The organism is Haloferax gibbonsii ATCC 33959 (assembly GCF_000336775.1).
Lineage (GTDB): Archaea > Halobacteriota > Halobacteria > Halobacteriales > Haloferacaceae > Haloferax > Haloferax gibbonsii.
This window is the reverse complement of the sequence record NZ_AOLJ01000007.1, coordinates 1-14546: the sequence shown is the minus strand read 5'-3', so window position 1 is coordinate 14546 and position 14546 is coordinate 1. Positions and strand designations below refer to the sequence as shown.

17 protein-coding genes are annotated in these 14546 nt (G+C 69.6%); 10 read left to right on the top strand and 7 right to left on the bottom strand.

Features of this window, described 5'->3' with window-relative positions:
* Positions 1-13: 13 nt before the first annotated feature.
* The 5 genes from C454_RS02460 to C454_RS02445 all read right to left on the bottom strand — a co-directional run bounded on the left by C454_RS02460 (position 14) and on the right by C454_RS02445 (position 3302).
* A complete protein-coding gene (locus C454_RS02460) occupies positions 14-790 on the bottom strand; it encodes a DUF7260 family protein (RefSeq protein WP_004972327.1) in 777 nt (258 codons plus the stop codon).
* Positions 781-1818: a metallophosphoesterase family protein gene (locus C454_RS02455; RefSeq protein WP_004972326.1), complete on the bottom strand. Its 1038-nt coding sequence runs from the start codon at positions 1816-1818 to the stop codon at positions 781-783. Before C454_RS02455 ends, C454_RS02460 begins: the two co-directional genes overlap by 10 nt.
* On the bottom strand, positions 1815-1940 hold the full coding sequence (locus C454_RS21105) for a hypothetical protein (RefSeq protein WP_004043988.1): 126 nt from the start codon (positions 1938-1940) through the stop codon (positions 1815-1817). The genes C454_RS02455 and C454_RS21105 overlap by 4 nt, the downstream gene beginning before the upstream one ends.
* Before the next feature lie 106 nt (positions 1941-2046).
* Positions 2047-2493 (bottom strand): hypothetical protein, encoded by a 447-nt coding sequence (locus C454_RS02450; RefSeq protein ID WP_004972323.1) that lies wholly within the window; start codon positions 2491-2493, stop codon positions 2047-2049.
* A 122-nt stretch (positions 2494-2615) separates the two neighbouring features.
* Positions 2616-3302: a YqjF family protein gene (locus C454_RS02445; RefSeq protein ID WP_004972321.1), complete on the bottom strand. Its 687-nt coding sequence runs from the start codon at positions 3300-3302 to the stop codon at positions 2616-2618.
* Between the two features lie 119 nt (positions 3303-3421).
* Between C454_RS02445 and C454_RS02440 the strand changes: the two genes are divergently transcribed.
* Genes C454_RS02440 through C454_RS02430 form a run of 3 tightly spaced genes read left to right on the top strand, consistent with a single transcriptional unit; the run spans position 3422 to position 5050 of the window.
* Entirely contained in the window at positions 3422-4267 is an 846-nt protein-coding gene (locus tag C454_RS02440) for an aldo/keto reductase (protein ID WP_004972319.1), read from the top strand.
* A 1-nt stretch (position 4268) separates the two neighbouring features.
* On the top strand, positions 4269-4787 hold the full coding sequence (locus tag C454_RS02435) for a macro domain-containing protein (RefSeq protein ID WP_004972317.1): 519 nt from the start codon (positions 4269-4271) through the stop codon (positions 4785-4787).
* Between the two features lie 2 nt (positions 4788-4789).
* The gene (locus C454_RS02430; RefSeq protein WP_004972316.1) at positions 4790-5050 is read left to right on the top strand and encodes a hypothetical protein; all 261 of its coding nucleotides are present in this window, start codon (positions 4790-4792) and stop codon (positions 5048-5050) included.
* A gap of 74 nt (positions 5051-5124) precedes the next feature.
* On the opposite strand, the gene C454_RS02425 is transcribed toward C454_RS02430, so the two are convergent.
* On the bottom strand, positions 5125-6153 hold the full coding sequence (locus tag C454_RS02425; protein WP_004972312.1) for a succinylglutamate desuccinylase/aspartoacylase family protein: 1029 nt from the start codon (positions 6151-6153) through the stop codon (positions 5125-5127).
* Between the two features lie 336 nt (positions 6154-6489).
* On the opposite strand from C454_RS02425, the gene C454_RS02420 reads away from it, so the two are divergent.
* The 6 genes from C454_RS02420 (at position 6490) to C454_RS02395 (ending at position 11717) form a co-directional block, all read left to right on the top strand.
* Positions 6490-7836: an oxidoreductase gene (locus tag C454_RS02420; protein WP_004972310.1), complete on the top strand. Its 1347-nt coding sequence runs from the start codon at positions 6490-6492 to the stop codon at positions 7834-7836.
* A 27-nt stretch (positions 7837-7863) separates the two neighbouring features.
* Entirely contained in the window at positions 7864-8238 is a 375-nt protein-coding gene (locus C454_RS02415; protein ID WP_004972307.1) for a winged helix-turn-helix domain-containing protein, read from the top strand.
* Positions 8238-8531, top strand: coding sequence for a DUF7521 family protein (locus C454_RS02410; protein ID WP_004972305.1), 294 nt, complete (start codon positions 8238-8240; stop codon positions 8529-8531). Before C454_RS02415 ends, C454_RS02410 begins: the two co-directional genes overlap by 1 nt.
* Positions 8532-8749: 218 nt before the next feature.
* The gene (trxA, locus tag C454_RS02405) at positions 8750-9175 is read left to right on the top strand and encodes a thioredoxin (protein ID WP_004972302.1); all 426 of its coding nucleotides are present in this window, start codon (positions 8750-8752) and stop codon (positions 9173-9175) included.
* A 60-nt stretch (positions 9176-9235) separates the two neighbouring features.
* Entirely contained in the window at positions 9236-10714 is a 1479-nt protein-coding gene (locus C454_RS02400; protein ID WP_004972300.1) for an AMP phosphorylase, read from the top strand.
* Between the two features lie 49 nt (positions 10715-10763).
* Positions 10764-11717, top strand: coding sequence for a ribose 1,5-bisphosphate isomerase (locus C454_RS02395; RefSeq protein WP_004972298.1), 954 nt, complete (start codon positions 10764-10766; stop codon positions 11715-11717).
* Here the strand turns inward: C454_RS02395 and C454_RS02390 are convergent, their stop codons facing one another.
* Entirely contained in the window at positions 11718-12380 is a 663-nt protein-coding gene (locus tag C454_RS02390; RefSeq protein WP_004972296.1) for a helix-turn-helix domain-containing protein, read from the bottom strand.
* A gap of 97 nt (positions 12381-12477) precedes the next feature.
* On the opposite strand from C454_RS02390, the gene C454_RS02385 reads away from it, so the two are divergent.
* Entirely contained in the window at positions 12478-14169 is a 1692-nt protein-coding gene (locus C454_RS02385) for an NADH-quinone oxidoreductase subunit D (RefSeq protein ID WP_004972293.1), read from the top strand.
* The last annotated feature ends 377 nt before the right edge of the window (positions 14170-14546 follow it).

The following is a 14546-nucleotide window of genomic DNA, read 5'->3' as shown; positions in this document are numbered from 1 at the left end:
CGCGGGAATCGGCCTACGGTGTGGCGGCGAGGCGACGCTCGACCCGGCGGGTCGCGGTGTCGAGCGTCGCGCCGACCTCCGCGAGCGTCGCGAGCACCGGGTACCGGACCGGCAGGTCGGCGTAGAGGAACTCCGTCACGTCCGGCACCAGCCCGGAGAGCGCCCGCCGGTGGTGGGAAATCGTCTCCTGTCGCGCCGCGACGAGCTCCGAGAGCCGCTCGCGGAGCGCGGAAAGATCGCCGTAGAGCGTCAGCAGCGCGTCGAAGCCGCGTTCGGACAGCGGCGTCCGGTCGAGGTCGTCGAGCCGTCCGAGGAGGGCTTCGATATCGCCGCGCATCGACGCCACCGACTCGGTCTCCTCGTCGACGACTTCGATGAACTTCTCGCGCTCGTCTCGCGACGACGCGGCCGCCGCGGCGACGGTCCGCCGGAGCGGCGGCGAGAGGACGCTCGCCGACCGGAACGCGGTCGCCACGTCCGGGCCGAACTCGGCGGCGAGGCTCTCTTCGAAGGAGTCGCCGTACTCCTCGTCGTAGTGCGGGACGGACATCACGGTCCGCTCGTAGCTCCGGCGCAGGCCGGAGAGCGCCGCGTCGGTCCTTCCTCGCCCGCCCCGCTGGCCCACGAGCGTCGCGGCCGCGGGGGCCTGATTCGGAGTCGACGCCGTCGCCCGCGACGCGGCGACCTCCCGGCGGAACGCCCGGAACGCCTCGCGTTCGTCCACGCAGCGGCGGCGCTCGGCGCGGAGGGCGCTGCGGGCGTCGTCGAGGCGGTCGAGGCTCACCGCCATCGGACCGCCCCCGGAACGTCCGAGCCGACGGCCCTCCCGGGCGGCGCTCGCTCGTCGACGAGGGGGAGCGCCGACAGGTGGCCGCGGTCGGCGTGCGCGGCGATACCCTGTCCGTGGGCGGCCCCGCTGGCGGCGAGGGTGTACGCCTCGGCCATGCCCTTCGGTCCCGCGAGCGGGACGAGTCGGACGGTCGTCCCGCGGCGGTCGATGTCGACCACGAGGAACGACTGCGGGAACGAGCAGGTCGCCGGGGCGATGAGTTCGCGGACGCCGCCTCGCACCGCCGTCGCGGGCCAGTGGATGTGCCCGGAGAGCACCAGCGGCACGTCGTGGCGCGCGAGCACCGCGGCGAGGTCGTCGGCGTTGCGGAGCTGGTAGAAGTCGGCGTCGGGGAACTGGCCGGTGTGGCGGCGGGGGTGGAAGACGTTGTGGTGGAGGACGACGACCGGAGTCGCCGCGTCAGCGAGGACGGTGTCGAGCCAGCGGAGTTGAGAGTCGGGTACGGCCCCCTCGTGGGTGTCGGTGAGGGCGAGACCCGGACCGCCGCTGGCGGAGTCGAGGCCGACGATGTCGACGCCGCCGACCCGGCGGACGAACGGGAGAGAGCCGTCGGCGTAGCGAGACGCGAACTCGGCCGGCGTCGGGGCGTCGTAGTCGTCCCAGCGCTTCGGCACGTCGTGGTTGCCGGGGACCGCGACCCGCGGTCCCGGGAGGTCGCGGAGGATTTCGTCGACGACCTCGTACTCCTCGGGGCGGCCGTCGCGGGTCAGGTCGCCGAGGAGGACCGTCGCGTCGACGTCGAGGTCGGCGATGGTCGAGACGGCGGTCCGAAGCCGCGTCTCGCTCCGGTGGTAGACTTTCCACGTGCCGGACCCCGTCGGCGTGACGTGCGGGTCGGCGACGACCGCGAGCCGGGTCGGCGTCTCAGAGACCGGTCGTGCGAGGCGCGCGAGCACCGGGCCGGGGCCTCGCTCGGCCGACTTCCCGACCGGCGTCTCCCCGATGGTCGGCGGGGCGTCCGGACTCATCGGTCGATGGTCCGCGTGAACGTCCCCAGCGCGGTCTCCCGGTGGACGCGTATCCGCCCGGTGTCGGGACACAACTCGATTCGAAGCGGCGACTCGGTGGCGCGCGTCTCGTCCCCGTGCATACACGTGGACTCACCCGGACCGAGATGATAAACATGTCGTACAGAATATATATTTTCGAACGTAGATATAGATACTCTACGGAGTCCTCGGGAGTCGGGGGCGGCGTCAGTTGAGGAGCAGGCCGGCGTCGACGAGGAGCAAGACGGCGACGAGCGCGGCACCGAGGTAGAACGGTGCGGCCTTCTCGGCGGGCGTTCGGACCTTCTTCTCCGCGAGGCCGTCTTTCGCGCGGGCCCGGCCGACTTCGACGAGGCCGGTCAGGACGAACCAGAGCGCGAGCATCCCGAGGACGAGGTGGCCGCGGCCGGAGCCGAACAGGCTGTCGACCGTGTAGCGCGTGCCGGCGAGGTGGCCGCCGGTCGCGAACATCACGAGCGAGGCCCCGCGAGACCACATCGTCAGGCGCGAGACCACCGATTCGAATGCGGCGGCGCGGATGTTCCCGGCGCGGGCGGTCGGCAACACGGCGAGCGCGAAAAAGAGGACGCTCCCCGTCCAGAGACCGCCCACGACGAGGTGGAGCGTTGCCATCACGGTGTCGATGAGTGCCATGTCCGTCGGGTTAGTTCAGCGATGCTTGAAGGTTTCACCTTCGCTCGGGCGGGACCGGCGGGGAGCTGGATGCGGACGACGGCGCGTGAGCGAGTCAGCGAGTCACCGCCGGGGCACCGACCTCAGCGAAGCACGGCGGGCGGCTTCGCCGTCACGTCGAGGTCGGCCGCGTAGTGGAGTATCGGGTCGCCGCCGGGGTGGTCGAAGCCGCAGGCCTCGAACATCGTGTTCGCGCGAATCTCCGCTTCCACGTCCTGTATCGGCCACGGGTCGTGGTCGATGTCGCCGATGACGACGGGCCAGTCGTCCGTGTAAAAGCGGTAGTTCTCGACGAGGAACGCGTCGAGCGAGCCGGGTTCGAGGGTTCGAACCTCGCCGGTCGGTCGGTAGGTCGCCTCGAACCGCGCTTCCGGCGTCTCGGCCGTCGCGGGCCGGTAGCTCTCGTAGTCGACCGTGCCGTCTCGCTCCTCGACCGAGATGTTCGCGTAGTGGTACGGGAGCCGGTAGCCCAGCCGAGCCATCGTCACGCCGAGGCGGTCCGCGGCGTCGAGGGTGAAGAAGTAGACGCCGCGGGGGCCGCCGTCGGCGGGTTCGACGTAGGTCCGGAGGTTCACCTCGGGGAACCCGAGCCCCACGGGCGACCCGCGCGGGCGGATGTCCGTCATGTCGAACGAGACGACGCCGAGCCACGCCCGCCCGTCGTGGGTGGCCACCGAGAGCCGGTCGGGGAGTCGCGGCTCCACGAGGTCGGGGTCGACCGGCCAGTGGGCGAACAGCGTGTGCCGCCAGCGCATCGACAGGAGGTCCATGACGGCCGTTAGGACCGACGACGGGTGTGGGTTTCGGCGCTTGCGGGGTCCGTGAGCTCGCTGCCGTCACCCGCCCACCCCGCCGAAACGAACTCCTGTCTGGCGACCAATCTCCGCCCATGGGACTCGAAAACGAAAGCGGCACGTTCGACATCGGCGGCGACCTCACGGTACACCGACTCGGCTTCGGCGCGATGCGTATCACCGGCGACGACATCATCGGCGAGCCCGACGACGTGGAGAACGCGCGAAAGGTCCTCCACGAGACGCTCGTCCACGGCGTCGACCTCATCGACACGGCCGACTCCTACGGCCCCGCCGTCTCCGAGCGCCTCATCGGCGAGGCGCTCGCGCCCTATCCGGACGACCTCGTGGTCGCCACCAAGGGCGGCCTGCTTCGCAACACCGACGGCGACTGGAAGCCAAACGGCGACCCCGACTACCTCCGGAACGCCGTCCTCGGGAGCCTCGACCGCCTCCGAACCGACACCATCGACCTCTATCAGCTCCACCGACCCGACCCGCACGTCGCCTTCGAGGACTCGGTCCACGCGCTCGCCGAGATGAAAGACGAGGGACTGATTCGGCACGTCGGCCTCTCGAACGTCTCGGTCGAACAGCTCGACGAGGCGCGCGACATCGTCGACATCGCCACGGTCCAGAACCGCTTCAACGTCGGCGACCGCGAGTTCGAGGCGAGCCTCGACGCCTGCGAGGAGTACGGTATCGGCTTCATCCCGTGGTACCCGCTCGGCGCGGGCGACCTCGGCGACCGGGCCGACGCCGTCTCCGCGGTCGCGGCGAAACACGATGCAACGACCCAGCAAATCGCTCTCGCGTGGCTCCTGCACCGCGCCGACGTGATGCTCCCCATCCCCGGCACGTCCAGCGTTTCGCACCTCCGAGACAACGTGGCGGCCTCGCACATCGACCTCGACGACGAGGACATGGACCGACTCGCCTGACATGAACTTCACCGTCGTGCAGGGCGACATCGCCGCCCAGTCGGCCGACGCGCTGGTGAACGCCGCGGGAACGAGTCTCCGCATGGGGTCGGGCGTCGCGGGCGCGCTCCGTCGCGGCGGCGGTCCCGAACTGAACGAGGCCGCGATGGCGAAGGGGCCGATAGACCTCGGCGCGGTCGCCGTCACCGACGCTTTCGACCTCGACGCCGAGGTCGTGATTCACGCCGCGGCGATGCCACACTACGGCGACGGGCGGGCGACCGCCGAGAGCATCCGTGACGCCACGCGAAACGCCCTGCGAGCCGCGGACGACCACGGTTGCGAGTCGCTCGTGATTCCGGCGCTCGGCTGCGGCGTCGCCGGGTTCGACCTCGCCGACGGCGCGCGACTCATCTGCGAGGAACTCCGGGCGTTCGAGCCGAGTTCGCTCCGCGACGTTCGGTTCATCGCCTACGCGGACGACGAGTTCGAGACGGTCTCGCGGGTCGCCGACGCGGTCGGGGCGGAGACGGAGGAATAATAGTGGGCGACGCGGGCGACCCGGGACTGTCGGCGGGCGGGATTGACGCCGCCGGAGTCGCCGACGAAGACGCCGCCTCGGAGCTGTGCCCCGTCTGCTCGACGCCCTACGACTCCGTCTCGCTCCACGACCGCGGTCTGCTCGTCAATCTCCTCGACAACGAGCGGTACCGTCGCGTCTGCTTCGAGCCGGTCGAACGCGACGGGCGGCCGCACGTCCGGTTTTTCCACCACACCCACGAGCAGGTCGGCGCGGACGACTGACCGAGTGAGAGCGGGGTGGCGAGCGGGTGCGGAGGCGCAAGCGACGCGACCGCACCTGATTCACCTCGACTCGCCTAACTCCACGGGCGTTCCGTGAACTCGCCGGCCTCGATTTCGCGCTCTATCTCGCGGAGCGTCGCGTCGTCGACGCTGACGAGGTGGCACAGCGGGTGACCGGGCGCGGCGACCGGGTTCTGGAGGACGCCGGCGACGAGGCCGGTGAAGGGGGCCGAGACGCGCTTTTCTCTCGTCTTGAAGTGGTCCGAGATGGTGCAGATGGTGTCGCCCTCGTGGACCAGCGGCACGTCGCCGTACTGCATCTCGACGAGGCCGCCCACGTCGGCGCGGAGCCACGTCTTGTCCGTCGCGGAGTCGATGACGCGCGTCCAGCCCGGCCAGCTGACCGGCTTCTTCGGGAGGACGCCGTACTCGGCGAGGACGCTCTCGACGCCTTCGAGCGCGCGGTCGACCATCGCGGGCTGGAAGCGGTGGGCGCGGCCCATCTCGACGGTGATGGTCGGAATCCCGTCGTTCGTGGCGACGGTGCGGAGCGAACTCGCCTCGGCCTCGCCCGAGAGGATGAGGTTCGCGCCGAACGACCGCGCGAGGCGGGCGACCTCGGGGCGGTTCATGTCGGCGCGGACGTGGTACATCGTCGTCCGGTTGCGCGTCGAGGTGTGGAAGTCGATGCCGAGGTCGCAGGGCTCGACGAACCGACGGTAGATTTGGTTCGCCATGCGCTCGGCCGTGTTCGCGCCGTCGCGGCCGGGGAACGACCGGTTCAGGTCGAGGTCGTAGATGGGGATGTAGCGCTGTTGGGCGAGGTACCCCGGAACGTTCGCCACGTGGATGCAGACGATGGTACCGTGGATGTCGGCGGGGTTGTACCGGCTCGCGACCTCCTGCATCACCTTCACGCCGTTGAGTTCGTCGCCGTGGAGCGCCGCGGTCATGAAGACCGACGGCCCGCCCTGCTCGCCGTTGATGACAGTGACGGGTATCTCGACGGGGTCTCCGAGGTACGTTTCGCTGATTTCGTACCTGAGATGTCGCACCTCGCCCGGCGGCACCTCCGAGTCGTACCTGAACGGTTCGGGGTCCATGGGACGTTCATCGGAGCCGACGGGTAAGAAGGTTGACCGGCTTCCGGCCTCGTCCGGACAGACGCGGGACAATACGGCTATCTCCGCCGCAGTCGTCTGTCTCTCCGAGAGATGTGTATCCACAGATGACGGCGAAACGTCCGGTCTGCAAGCGGTGCGGTTCCCCCGTGGGCCCCGGTGGCGTGGTCGTCCGACACGCCGGCTCGGACCCCTTGCAGGTGTCGGAGTGCGGGCGCTGCGGCGCGATTATCGATATCGGCGGCGGGACCCGTTGGTGAACTGACGCGGCGACGACCGTCGCGTCGATTTACGTCGCTCGCGCGCCATGTCGTCCTCATGGCGACTCCTCGGCTCGACGACCCGCTCGACATCGGCGGGCTCACGCTGCGAAACAGGCTCTATCGCGCGCCGGTGCTCGAATGCGCGGGGACCGGTCCCGAGACCCCCGAGCGCCTCGCGGCCGAACTCGAACCCGCGGCGCGGGCCGGTGCGGGACTCATCTGTCAGGGGGCGACTATCGTCCGCGAGGCGGGCGGCTGCGCCGCGCCAGGGATGACGCGAATCGCGGACCCGGAGTTCGCGGCGTCGCTGTCGGCGGTGACCGAGCGAATCCACGACCACGGCGCGGCCGTCGCGGTCCAGTTGGAGTACGGCGGCCTGCGGAGCATGGAGACGTGGCACGCCGAGTACCGACGCGACCACCCGGATTTGCGACAGCTCGCCGTCTCCCGGCCGCCGCGACTCCTCAGTCTCCTCGACGCCCTCGGCTTTCTCGACTACGACGCGCGCGTCATGACGACCGACGAGGTGTACGACCTCGCGGCCGACTTCGGTCGCTCCGCGGCGATGGCCGTCGACGCCGGCTACGACGTGGTCCACGTCGCCGGCGCGAACATGGGTATCGTCCACCAGTTCCTCTCGCCGTTCTACAACCGCCGGGACGACGAGTTCGGCGACGGCGTCCGGTTTCTGGAGGTCGTCGCCGACGAGGTTCGCTCGCGGGCGGGCGACGTGCCGCTCATGACGAAAGTGCCGGCGGAGACGGCCGCGCCGCCCGGCGTCCGCCGACGGCTGACCGAGGACGACGCGGTCGAACTCTGTCGTCGACTCGACGGGGCGGGCTACGACGCGCTCGTCCCCGTCTCGGGGTCGGTGTTCTGGGACGCGAGCATCGTCCGCGGGTCGTTCCCGGCCCGCGCGTGGCGCGACGACCGCTACCGCGACGGCTACGCCGCGGCCTTCGGCGGCCCGCTTCGCGCGCGACTCGTCGAACTCGGCAACCGAATCGAGGCGGCGTGGTACGACTTCGACCCGGCGTGGAACGCCGACCTGTGCCGTCGGGTCCGCGACGCCGTCTCGGTGCCCGTGCTCTGCGAGGGCGGCATCCGCGAGCGCGGCGAAATCGACCGACTGCTCGGCGACGCCTGCGACGCCGTCGGGATGGCGCGGCCGTTTTACGCCGAGCCGGAGCTCCCCGCGCGACTGCTCGGCCGCGACGTCTCGGCCGACACGCGGGTCGTCTGCGAGAACTGCAACAACTGCGCGGTGCCGCAGGCGACGGGCGCGCCGGGCGTCTGTCGAACGCCCGACGTGTTGGCCCGCGCGGGAACCCTCAGAATGGAGGGAGCATACGACACAGACTCCGAGACGGCGGACGACGACGAGCCCGACCCGGTGGGTTAATAAGGCTCTCGTCGGTCAATCTGGGTAATGGCGCGCGACCGGTCCGCGATGGAGTCGGCCGAACTGACGGCGGTGCTCGACGCGCTCGACGACGCGGACGCACGAGCCATCATCAGAGGACTCGAAGAACCCATGACGGCAAGTGAAATTTCAGACACGTGTGACATCCCGCTTTCGACGACGTACAGGAAGTTGGACCTGCTCACCGAGGCGGCGCTCCTCGCCGAGGGGACCCAGATTCGCGCGGACGGTCACCACGCGACGACCTACGAGGTCGCCTTCGACGAGGTTCGAATCGCTCTCAACGAGGACCGCGACTTCGACGTCGCGGTCGGCCGGCCGGAGCAGACGCCCGACGAACGCCTCGCGGACATCTGGTCGCGGGTCCGGAGGGAGACCTGATGGGGCACCTCAGCGCCTCGCCGACGATTACGACGATGATTATCGTCGTCAAGACGGGCATCCTCGTCCTCGGCGGGCTCATCACCTACTTCAGCTACAAGGCGTACCGGAACACCGGGGCGGCGTCGCTCCGCGCGCTCGCGCTCGGCTTCGGTATCGTCACGCTCGGCGCGATGCTCGGCGGCGCGCTCGACGTGATTCTCAACGTCGACCTCGCCACCGGACTGCTCTTCGACTCGGTGCTGACGCTCGTCGGCTTCGCGGTCATCACCTACTCGCTGTACGTCGACTGAGCTGGTTCGGGAGGTCGACCCCGGCCGACTCAGCTCGAACCGTCTCCGAACCAGCCCGTAACTCGCGGTCGCGCCCCCGCCGTTTCTGTCACGTCTCTCGGTCGTGAACCGCAGCGATATCCCGGGGCGTGTCGCTCGTCACCACGAACCAATGTCAGCAGGCATTATTGCTTAAATTGTGCAAAACCGTTATTAGGGAGCGGCCGGTACCAGTAGGTATGTCCGACGACGAACTGAACGATATCCGGCAGCAGAAACGCGAACAGCTCGAATCCCAGCTCCGCGGCGACGGCGGAAGCACGGCGAAAGAAGCCGCAGCTTCCCCCTCGGAGCCCGTCCACGTCGACGGCGCTGAGGACCTGGAAGACGTCGTCTCCACGAACGACGTGGTGCTCGTCGATTTCTACGCGGACTGGTGCGGTCCGTGCAAGATGCTCGAACCAACGGTGAAGAAGCTCGCGCAGAACACCGACGCCGCGGTCGCCAAGGTCGACGTGGACGCGAACCAGGAACTCGCCGCCCAGTACCAGGTCCGGGGCGTCCCGACGATGGTGCTTTTCGCCGACGGTGAGGCGGTCGAACAGCTCGTGGGCGTCCGCGGCTACGACGACCTGAAGAACCTCGTCGAATCCCACCTCGGGTAAGCGTTCTCTCCCCCCGAGACTCGGGGTCGATTTATTGGCGCTCTCGTCCGACCTTCGGGTATGCAACTCCTCGCCGAGCCCATCGACATCGGAACCCGGTCGCCGACGGTCCTTCTGAACGAGAGCGACGCGGCCGAGCTCGGGGTCCACGCGCTCGAACGCGTCCAACTGCGGCGAGACGGGCGGACGACCATCGCCATCGTGGAGCTGACCGACGAACTCGTTTCCGAGGGGACCCTCGGCGTGACGCGCCGACTCGGTCACATCGAGGGCGAGGTCGAGGTGTCGGTCGCGCCGCAACCCGACTCGGTGTACTACATCCGCAAGAAGCTCGACGACATCGAACTCGAAGCCGACGAACTGTCCCAACTCGTCCGCGACATCTACGAGGAGCGCCTCGCCGACGTGGAACTCGGGGCGTACGTCTCCGCGACCTACACGAACGGGCTGTCGATGGAGGAGACGATGCACCTCACGGAGTCGATGGCGGACGTGGGCGAGACGATCACGTGGGAAGAGCCGGTCATCGCCGACAAGCACTCCATCGGGGGCGTCGCGGGCAACCGCGTCACGCCGATTCTCGTCCCCATCGTCGCCGCGGCGGGGCTGAAGATTCCGAAGACCTCCTCGCGGGCCGTCACCTCGGCCGCGGGCACCGCAGATACGATGGAGGTCCTCTGCGACGTGGAGTTCTCCGTCGCGGAGATACGCGACATCGTCGGGAAGACCGGCGGCTGTCTCGTCTGGGGCGGCGCGGTGAACCTCTCGCCGGTCGACGACCGCATCATCCGCGCCGAGACGCCGCTCTCCATCGACCCGAAGGGGCAGCTCATCGCCTCCGTCCTCTCGAAGAAACAGAGCGCCGGCTCGACCAACGTCGTCGTCGACATCCCCTACGGCGAGGGCGCGAAAGTCGAGAGCCTCGCCGAGGCGCGCGAACTCGCGAAGGACTTCAACCGCGTCGGCGACCACCTCGGGATGGCGGTCGAGTGCGCCATCACGAACGGGGCCGCGCCGGTCGGCCGCGGGGTCGGTCCCGTGCTCGAAGCCCGCGAGGTCCTCGCCACCCTCGCCGGCGGCGGTCCGAACGACCTGCGGATGAAGGCGGTTCGCCTCGCCGACCTGCTGTTCGAGTCCGTCGGCGTCGACGCCGACGCCGCCGAGATTCTCGACTCCGGGCGGGCCGAAGAGACCTTCCGCGAGATACTCGCCGCGCAGAACGGCGACCCCGACGTGGAGGCCGCCGACCTCTCGCCGGGGCGGCACACCGTCGCGGTCCGCGCCGAACGCGACGGCGTGGTCACGCACGTCAACAACCGCCTCGTCAACGAGGTCGCCCGCCGGGCCGGCGCGCCGAGAGACCCCGGCGCTGGCCTCGAACTCCACCGCCGCCTCGGCGAGATGGCCGCCAGCGGCGAGACGCTGTTCACGGTCCACGCCGAGTCCGAAGACAAGCTCGCCGACGCGAAGGCGCTCACCGAGCGCGTCGAGACCGTCCGGGTTCGACACCCCGACGAGGCGCTCGTCGACCGGGTCTGAGAGCCGTCTCCGCGGCGACCTTTTTGCGTCCGACGCCCGTAGTTCTCGCATGGACGACCGCGTACATCCCGAGGTCCGACGCACCGCGACGGAAATCGACACGATGGAGATTCGCGGCGCGGCGACCATCGCCGACGCGGCCGCTCGGGCGCTCCGGACGCAGGCCACGGAGAGCGACGCCGCCGACGCCGAGGCGTTCCGGGCCGAGCTCCGCGCGGCCGCCCGGACGCTCCACGAGACGCGGCCGACGGCCGTGAGCCTCCCAAACGCCCTCCGGTACGTCCTCCGCGGCATGTCGAGTACGACCGTCGAGGGGCTCCGACAGAACGTCGTCGACTCGGCCGACGAGTTCTGCGCCCGGCTCGAACGGGCGCAGGCCGACCTCGGACAGGTCGGCGCGAACCGCCTCCGCGACGGCGACACCATCATGACCCACTGCCACTCGACGGACGCGCTGGCGTGCGTCGAGGCCGCCGTCGAGCAGGGAAAGCACATCGAGGCGGTCGTCAAGGAGACGCGGCCGCGAAATCAGGGACACATCACCGCGAAGCGACTCCACGAACTGGGCGTGCCCGTCACGCTCATCGTCGACTCGGCGGCCCGCCGCTACCTCAACGACGTGAACCACGTGCTCGTCGGCGCGGACGCCGTCGCGGCCGACGGGAGCGTCATCAACAAAATCGGAACGAGCGGCCTCGCGGTCAACGCCCGCGACCGGGGGACGCCCATCACGGTCGCCGCCCAGACGCTCAAGCTCCACCCGGGGACGATGACCGGTCACACCGTCGATATCGAGATGCGCGACACCGCCGAGGTCGTCGACGACGAGACGCTCGCGGAACTCGGCAACCCGACCGTCAAGAACCCCGCGTTCGACGTGACGCCGCCACGCTACGTGGATGCCATCGTCACCGAGCGCGGGCAGTTCCCGCCGGAGAGCATCGTCATCCTGATGCGGGAACTGTTCGGCGAGGGGACCAGCGAACCGTGGGCGGAGCCCTAGTCACGACCGGCCGACGAGGTCGGCCATGACTTTCATCTCCGCTTTTCGCAGGTGCTCCGCCGCGGTGCTCGTCGAGCAGTCGAGCCGCGCGGCCACGTCGGCGACCGACCCGGTCCGCGGCTCGCGGTAGTAGCCGCAGTCGACGGCGACCTCGACGGCCTCGCGCTGGCGGGGCGACAGCGACCCGGCCGAAACGCTCCCCGGCCCCGTGTACTCCCGCACCCGCACGACTTCGAGGCCGCGGCCCTCGGGGAGCTGTTCGACCGCCGACTGGAGCGCCCCGTCGGTCCCGACGAGCGTCATCGAGACCGTCCCGTCGCCGTCGAAGACGACCGGCGGGACGACGATGAGCCCGCCCCGCGTGACGGCGGCCGTCTGCCTCGTTCCCGCCGCGTCGAGCCGCTCGTCGACCACGATGAAAAAGGAGTCGCCTGGGAGCTGGGAGAGCTCGTACGACAGGATGCGCTCCGTCTCCGCGAGCGCCGCCTCGTAGGCCTCGACGTCGGTCCCGAAGACCTCGAAGACGATGGTGTTCCTGTCGGTCACCGCCGGGTTCCAGTGGTGGAGTTCGGTCCGCTCGAACGCCTCGTGTTCGACGACGAACTCGTGCATCGGATGCAGCTGTTCGTCGTCGGGCGTGAAGCGAAGCCTGACCGATTTCATGCCGGCGAATTGATTCGACTGCGACATAAAAACCGGCCGCACTCGTGAGGCAGAACGACGAACCGACGACCGGACGAACGGGCGGATGTCAACCGTCATGTCACTCGAACGCCCGCAGCAGTCCCCCGAGTCCGACGCCGACCCCGCCGCGCTCGCCGACGCTTCCGGTCCCCTCGACGCCGACGCGCTCCGGCGGGCGTTGGGCGACGCCGTCCTCGCCACCGAAGCGCACGTCCACGCGCCCGCGGTGCAGGTTCGCCCCGACGCGGTGCAGTCGTCGCTCTCGACGCTCCGCGACGACCTCGGCCTCGACCACCTCTCGTGTGTGACCGCCCAGGAGTACGAGGACCGCTACGAGTCCGTCTACCACCTGAAGTCGTACGACGACCCGACCCGAGAGGCGAGCGTCGTCGTCCCGACGCCCCGCTCCGACCCCGTCAGCCAGTCGGCCGCGCCGGTGTTCCGGACGGCCGAGTGGCACGAGCGCGAGGCGTACGACCTCGTCGGCATCGAGTACGAGGGACACCCGGACTTACGTCGTATCCTCCTGCCGGAGACGTGGCAGGGTCACCCGCTCGGGCTGGACTACGACCAGACGCGCCCGCAGGTGGTCCGGTACGACGAGAACGCGAACCCGCTGGCCGAGGACGGCCGCGCCGGCTCGAACACGATGCTTCTCAACATCGGGCCGCACCACCCGGCGACCCACGGCGTGATGCACCTGCAGGTCACGCTGGACGGCGAGCAGGTCGCCGACGTGGAGCCGGACATCGGCTACATCCACCGCTGCGAGGAGCAGATGTGCCAGCGGGGCACCTACCGGCACCAGATTATGCCGTACCCCGACCGCTGGGACTGGGGCGGCGGCGGCCTCCTGAACGAGTGGGCCTACGCCCGCACCGCCGAGGCGCTGGCGGACATCGACGTGCCCGAGTACGCGCAGGTGCTCCGGACGCTGGCGGCCGAACTGAGCCGCATCCTCTCGCACATGCTCGCGGTCGGCGCGTACGCGCTCGACGTCGTCGGCGACTTCACCGCGACGTTCATGTACGCCATGCGGGACCGCGAACTCGTCCAGAACGTCCTCGAAGACCTCACGGGCCAGCGGCTGATGTTCAACTACTTCCGGCTCGGCGGGGTCGTCTGGGACCTCCCCGAACCCCGCGAGGAGTTCTTCGAGAAGATTCGGACGTTCGTCGACGGCCTCCCCGAGAAACTGCGGGAGTACCACGACCTCCTGACGGCGAACGAGATTCTGCAGGCCCGCACGCTCGAAACCGGTATCCTCCCGCCCGAGGTGGCGAAGGACTACGGCGTGACGGGACCGGTCGCCCGCGGCTCCGGCATCGACTACGACCTCCGCCGCGACGACCCCTACGGCTACTACGACGAACTCGACTGGGAGGTCGCCGTCGAGGACGACTGCGACAACTTCGCGCGCCTGCTCGTCCGCCTCCGGGAGGTCGAGGAGTCGGCCAAAATCGTCGCGCAGTGCGTCGACCTGCTCGAAGAGTGGCCCGAAGACGAGCGGACCATCCAGTCGAACGTCCCGCGCACCATCAAGCCGGACGACGACACCGAGGTCTACCGCGCGGTCGAAGCCGCGAAGGGCGAACTCGGCATCTACATCCGCGCCGACGGCACCGACACCCCGGCGCGGTTCAAGATTCGCGGCCCTTCGTTTTCGAACCTCCAGTCACTCCCCGAGATGGCCGAAGGCGAGTACATCCCGGACCTCATCGCTGCGCTCGGGAGTCTCGACACGATAATGGGAGAAGTAGACCGGTAGCCGGGGTGGGACGGCGGGTGTCGCGCGCCGGCGACGGTTCAGTCGTCCGACGGCGGGGCGGGCCCCGTCGCGTTACCCGACCCGTCGGCGACGGCCTGCGGTCCCGACGGCGGCGACCCGTCGGGGGACGTCCCGGCCGACGCGGGAGCGTCGCCGCCGCGCCCGTTTCCGCCGGTGTCGCCGACGTCGAACCGTCCGACGAGGTCTTTGAGCGACTCCGCGGACTTCGACACCTGCCGGATGTTCCGCGTGACTTCGTTTATCGCGGCGGTCTGTTCTTCGGTCGCCGCGGAGACCGTCGCCGTCTCCGAGGTCGTCTCCTCGCTCACGCTCGACACGCTGTCTCTTATACACATCTCTGAGCGGGCTGGCAAGGC

Bases quoted from the DNA above. Each gene is read 5' to 3' on its own strand.
- C454_RS02450 (WP_004972323.1), bottom strand. From the start codon at position 2,493: ATGGCACTCATCGACACCGTGATGGCAACGCTCCACCTCGTCGTGGGC.
- C454_RS02395 (WP_004972298.1), top strand. From the start codon at position 10,764: ATGGACGACCGCGTACATCCCGAGGTCCGACGCACCGCGACGGAAATC.
- C454_RS02415 (WP_004972307.1), top strand. From the start codon at position 7,864: ATGGCGCGCGACCGGTCCGCGATGGAGTCGGCCGAACTGACGGCGGTG.
- C454_RS02440 (WP_004972319.1), top strand. From the start codon at position 3,422: ATGGGACTCGAAAACGAAAGCGGCACGTTCGACATCGGCGGCGACCTC.
- C454_RS02445 (WP_004972321.1), bottom strand. From the start codon at position 3,302: ATGGACCTCCTGTCGATGCGCTGGCGGCACACGCTGTTCGCCCACTGG.
- C454_RS02400 (WP_004972300.1), top strand. From the start codon at position 9,236: ATGCAACTCCTCGCCGAGCCCATCGACATCGGAACCCGGTCGCCGACG.
- C454_RS02410 (WP_004972305.1), top strand. From the start codon at position 8,238: ATGGGGCACCTCAGCGCCTCGCCGACGATTACGACGATGATTATCGTC.
- C454_RS02425 (WP_004972312.1), bottom strand. From the start codon at position 6,153: ATGGACCCCGAACCGTTCAGGTACGACTCGGAGGTGCCGCCGGGCGAG.
- trxA (WP_004972302.1), top strand. From the start codon at position 8,750: ATGTCCGACGACGAACTGAACGATATCCGGCAGCAGAAACGCGAACAG.
- C454_RS02390 (WP_004972296.1), bottom strand. From the start codon at position 12,380: ATGAAATCGGTCAGGCTTCGCTTCACGCCCGACGACGAACAGCTGCAT.
- C454_RS02455 (WP_004972326.1), bottom strand. From the start codon at position 1,818: ATGAGTCCGGACGCCCCGCCGACCATCGGGGAGACGCCGGTCGGGAAG.
- C454_RS02420 (WP_004972310.1), top strand. From the start codon at position 6,490: ATGGCGACTCCTCGGCTCGACGACCCGCTCGACATCGGCGGGCTCACG.
- C454_RS02385 (WP_004972293.1), top strand. From the start codon at position 12,478: ATGTCACTCGAACGCCCGCAGCAGTCCCCCGAGTCCGACGCCGACCCC.
- C454_RS02435 (WP_004972317.1), top strand. From the start codon at position 4,269: ATGAACTTCACCGTCGTGCAGGGCGACATCGCCGCCCAGTCGGCCGAC.
- C454_RS02460 (WP_004972327.1), bottom strand. From the start codon at position 790: ATGGCGGTGAGCCTCGACCGCCTCGACGACGCCCGCAGCGCCCTCCGC.
- C454_RS21105 (WP_004043988.1), bottom strand. From the start codon at position 1,940: ATGCACGGGGACGAGACGCGCGCCACCGAGTCGCCGCTTCGAATCGAG.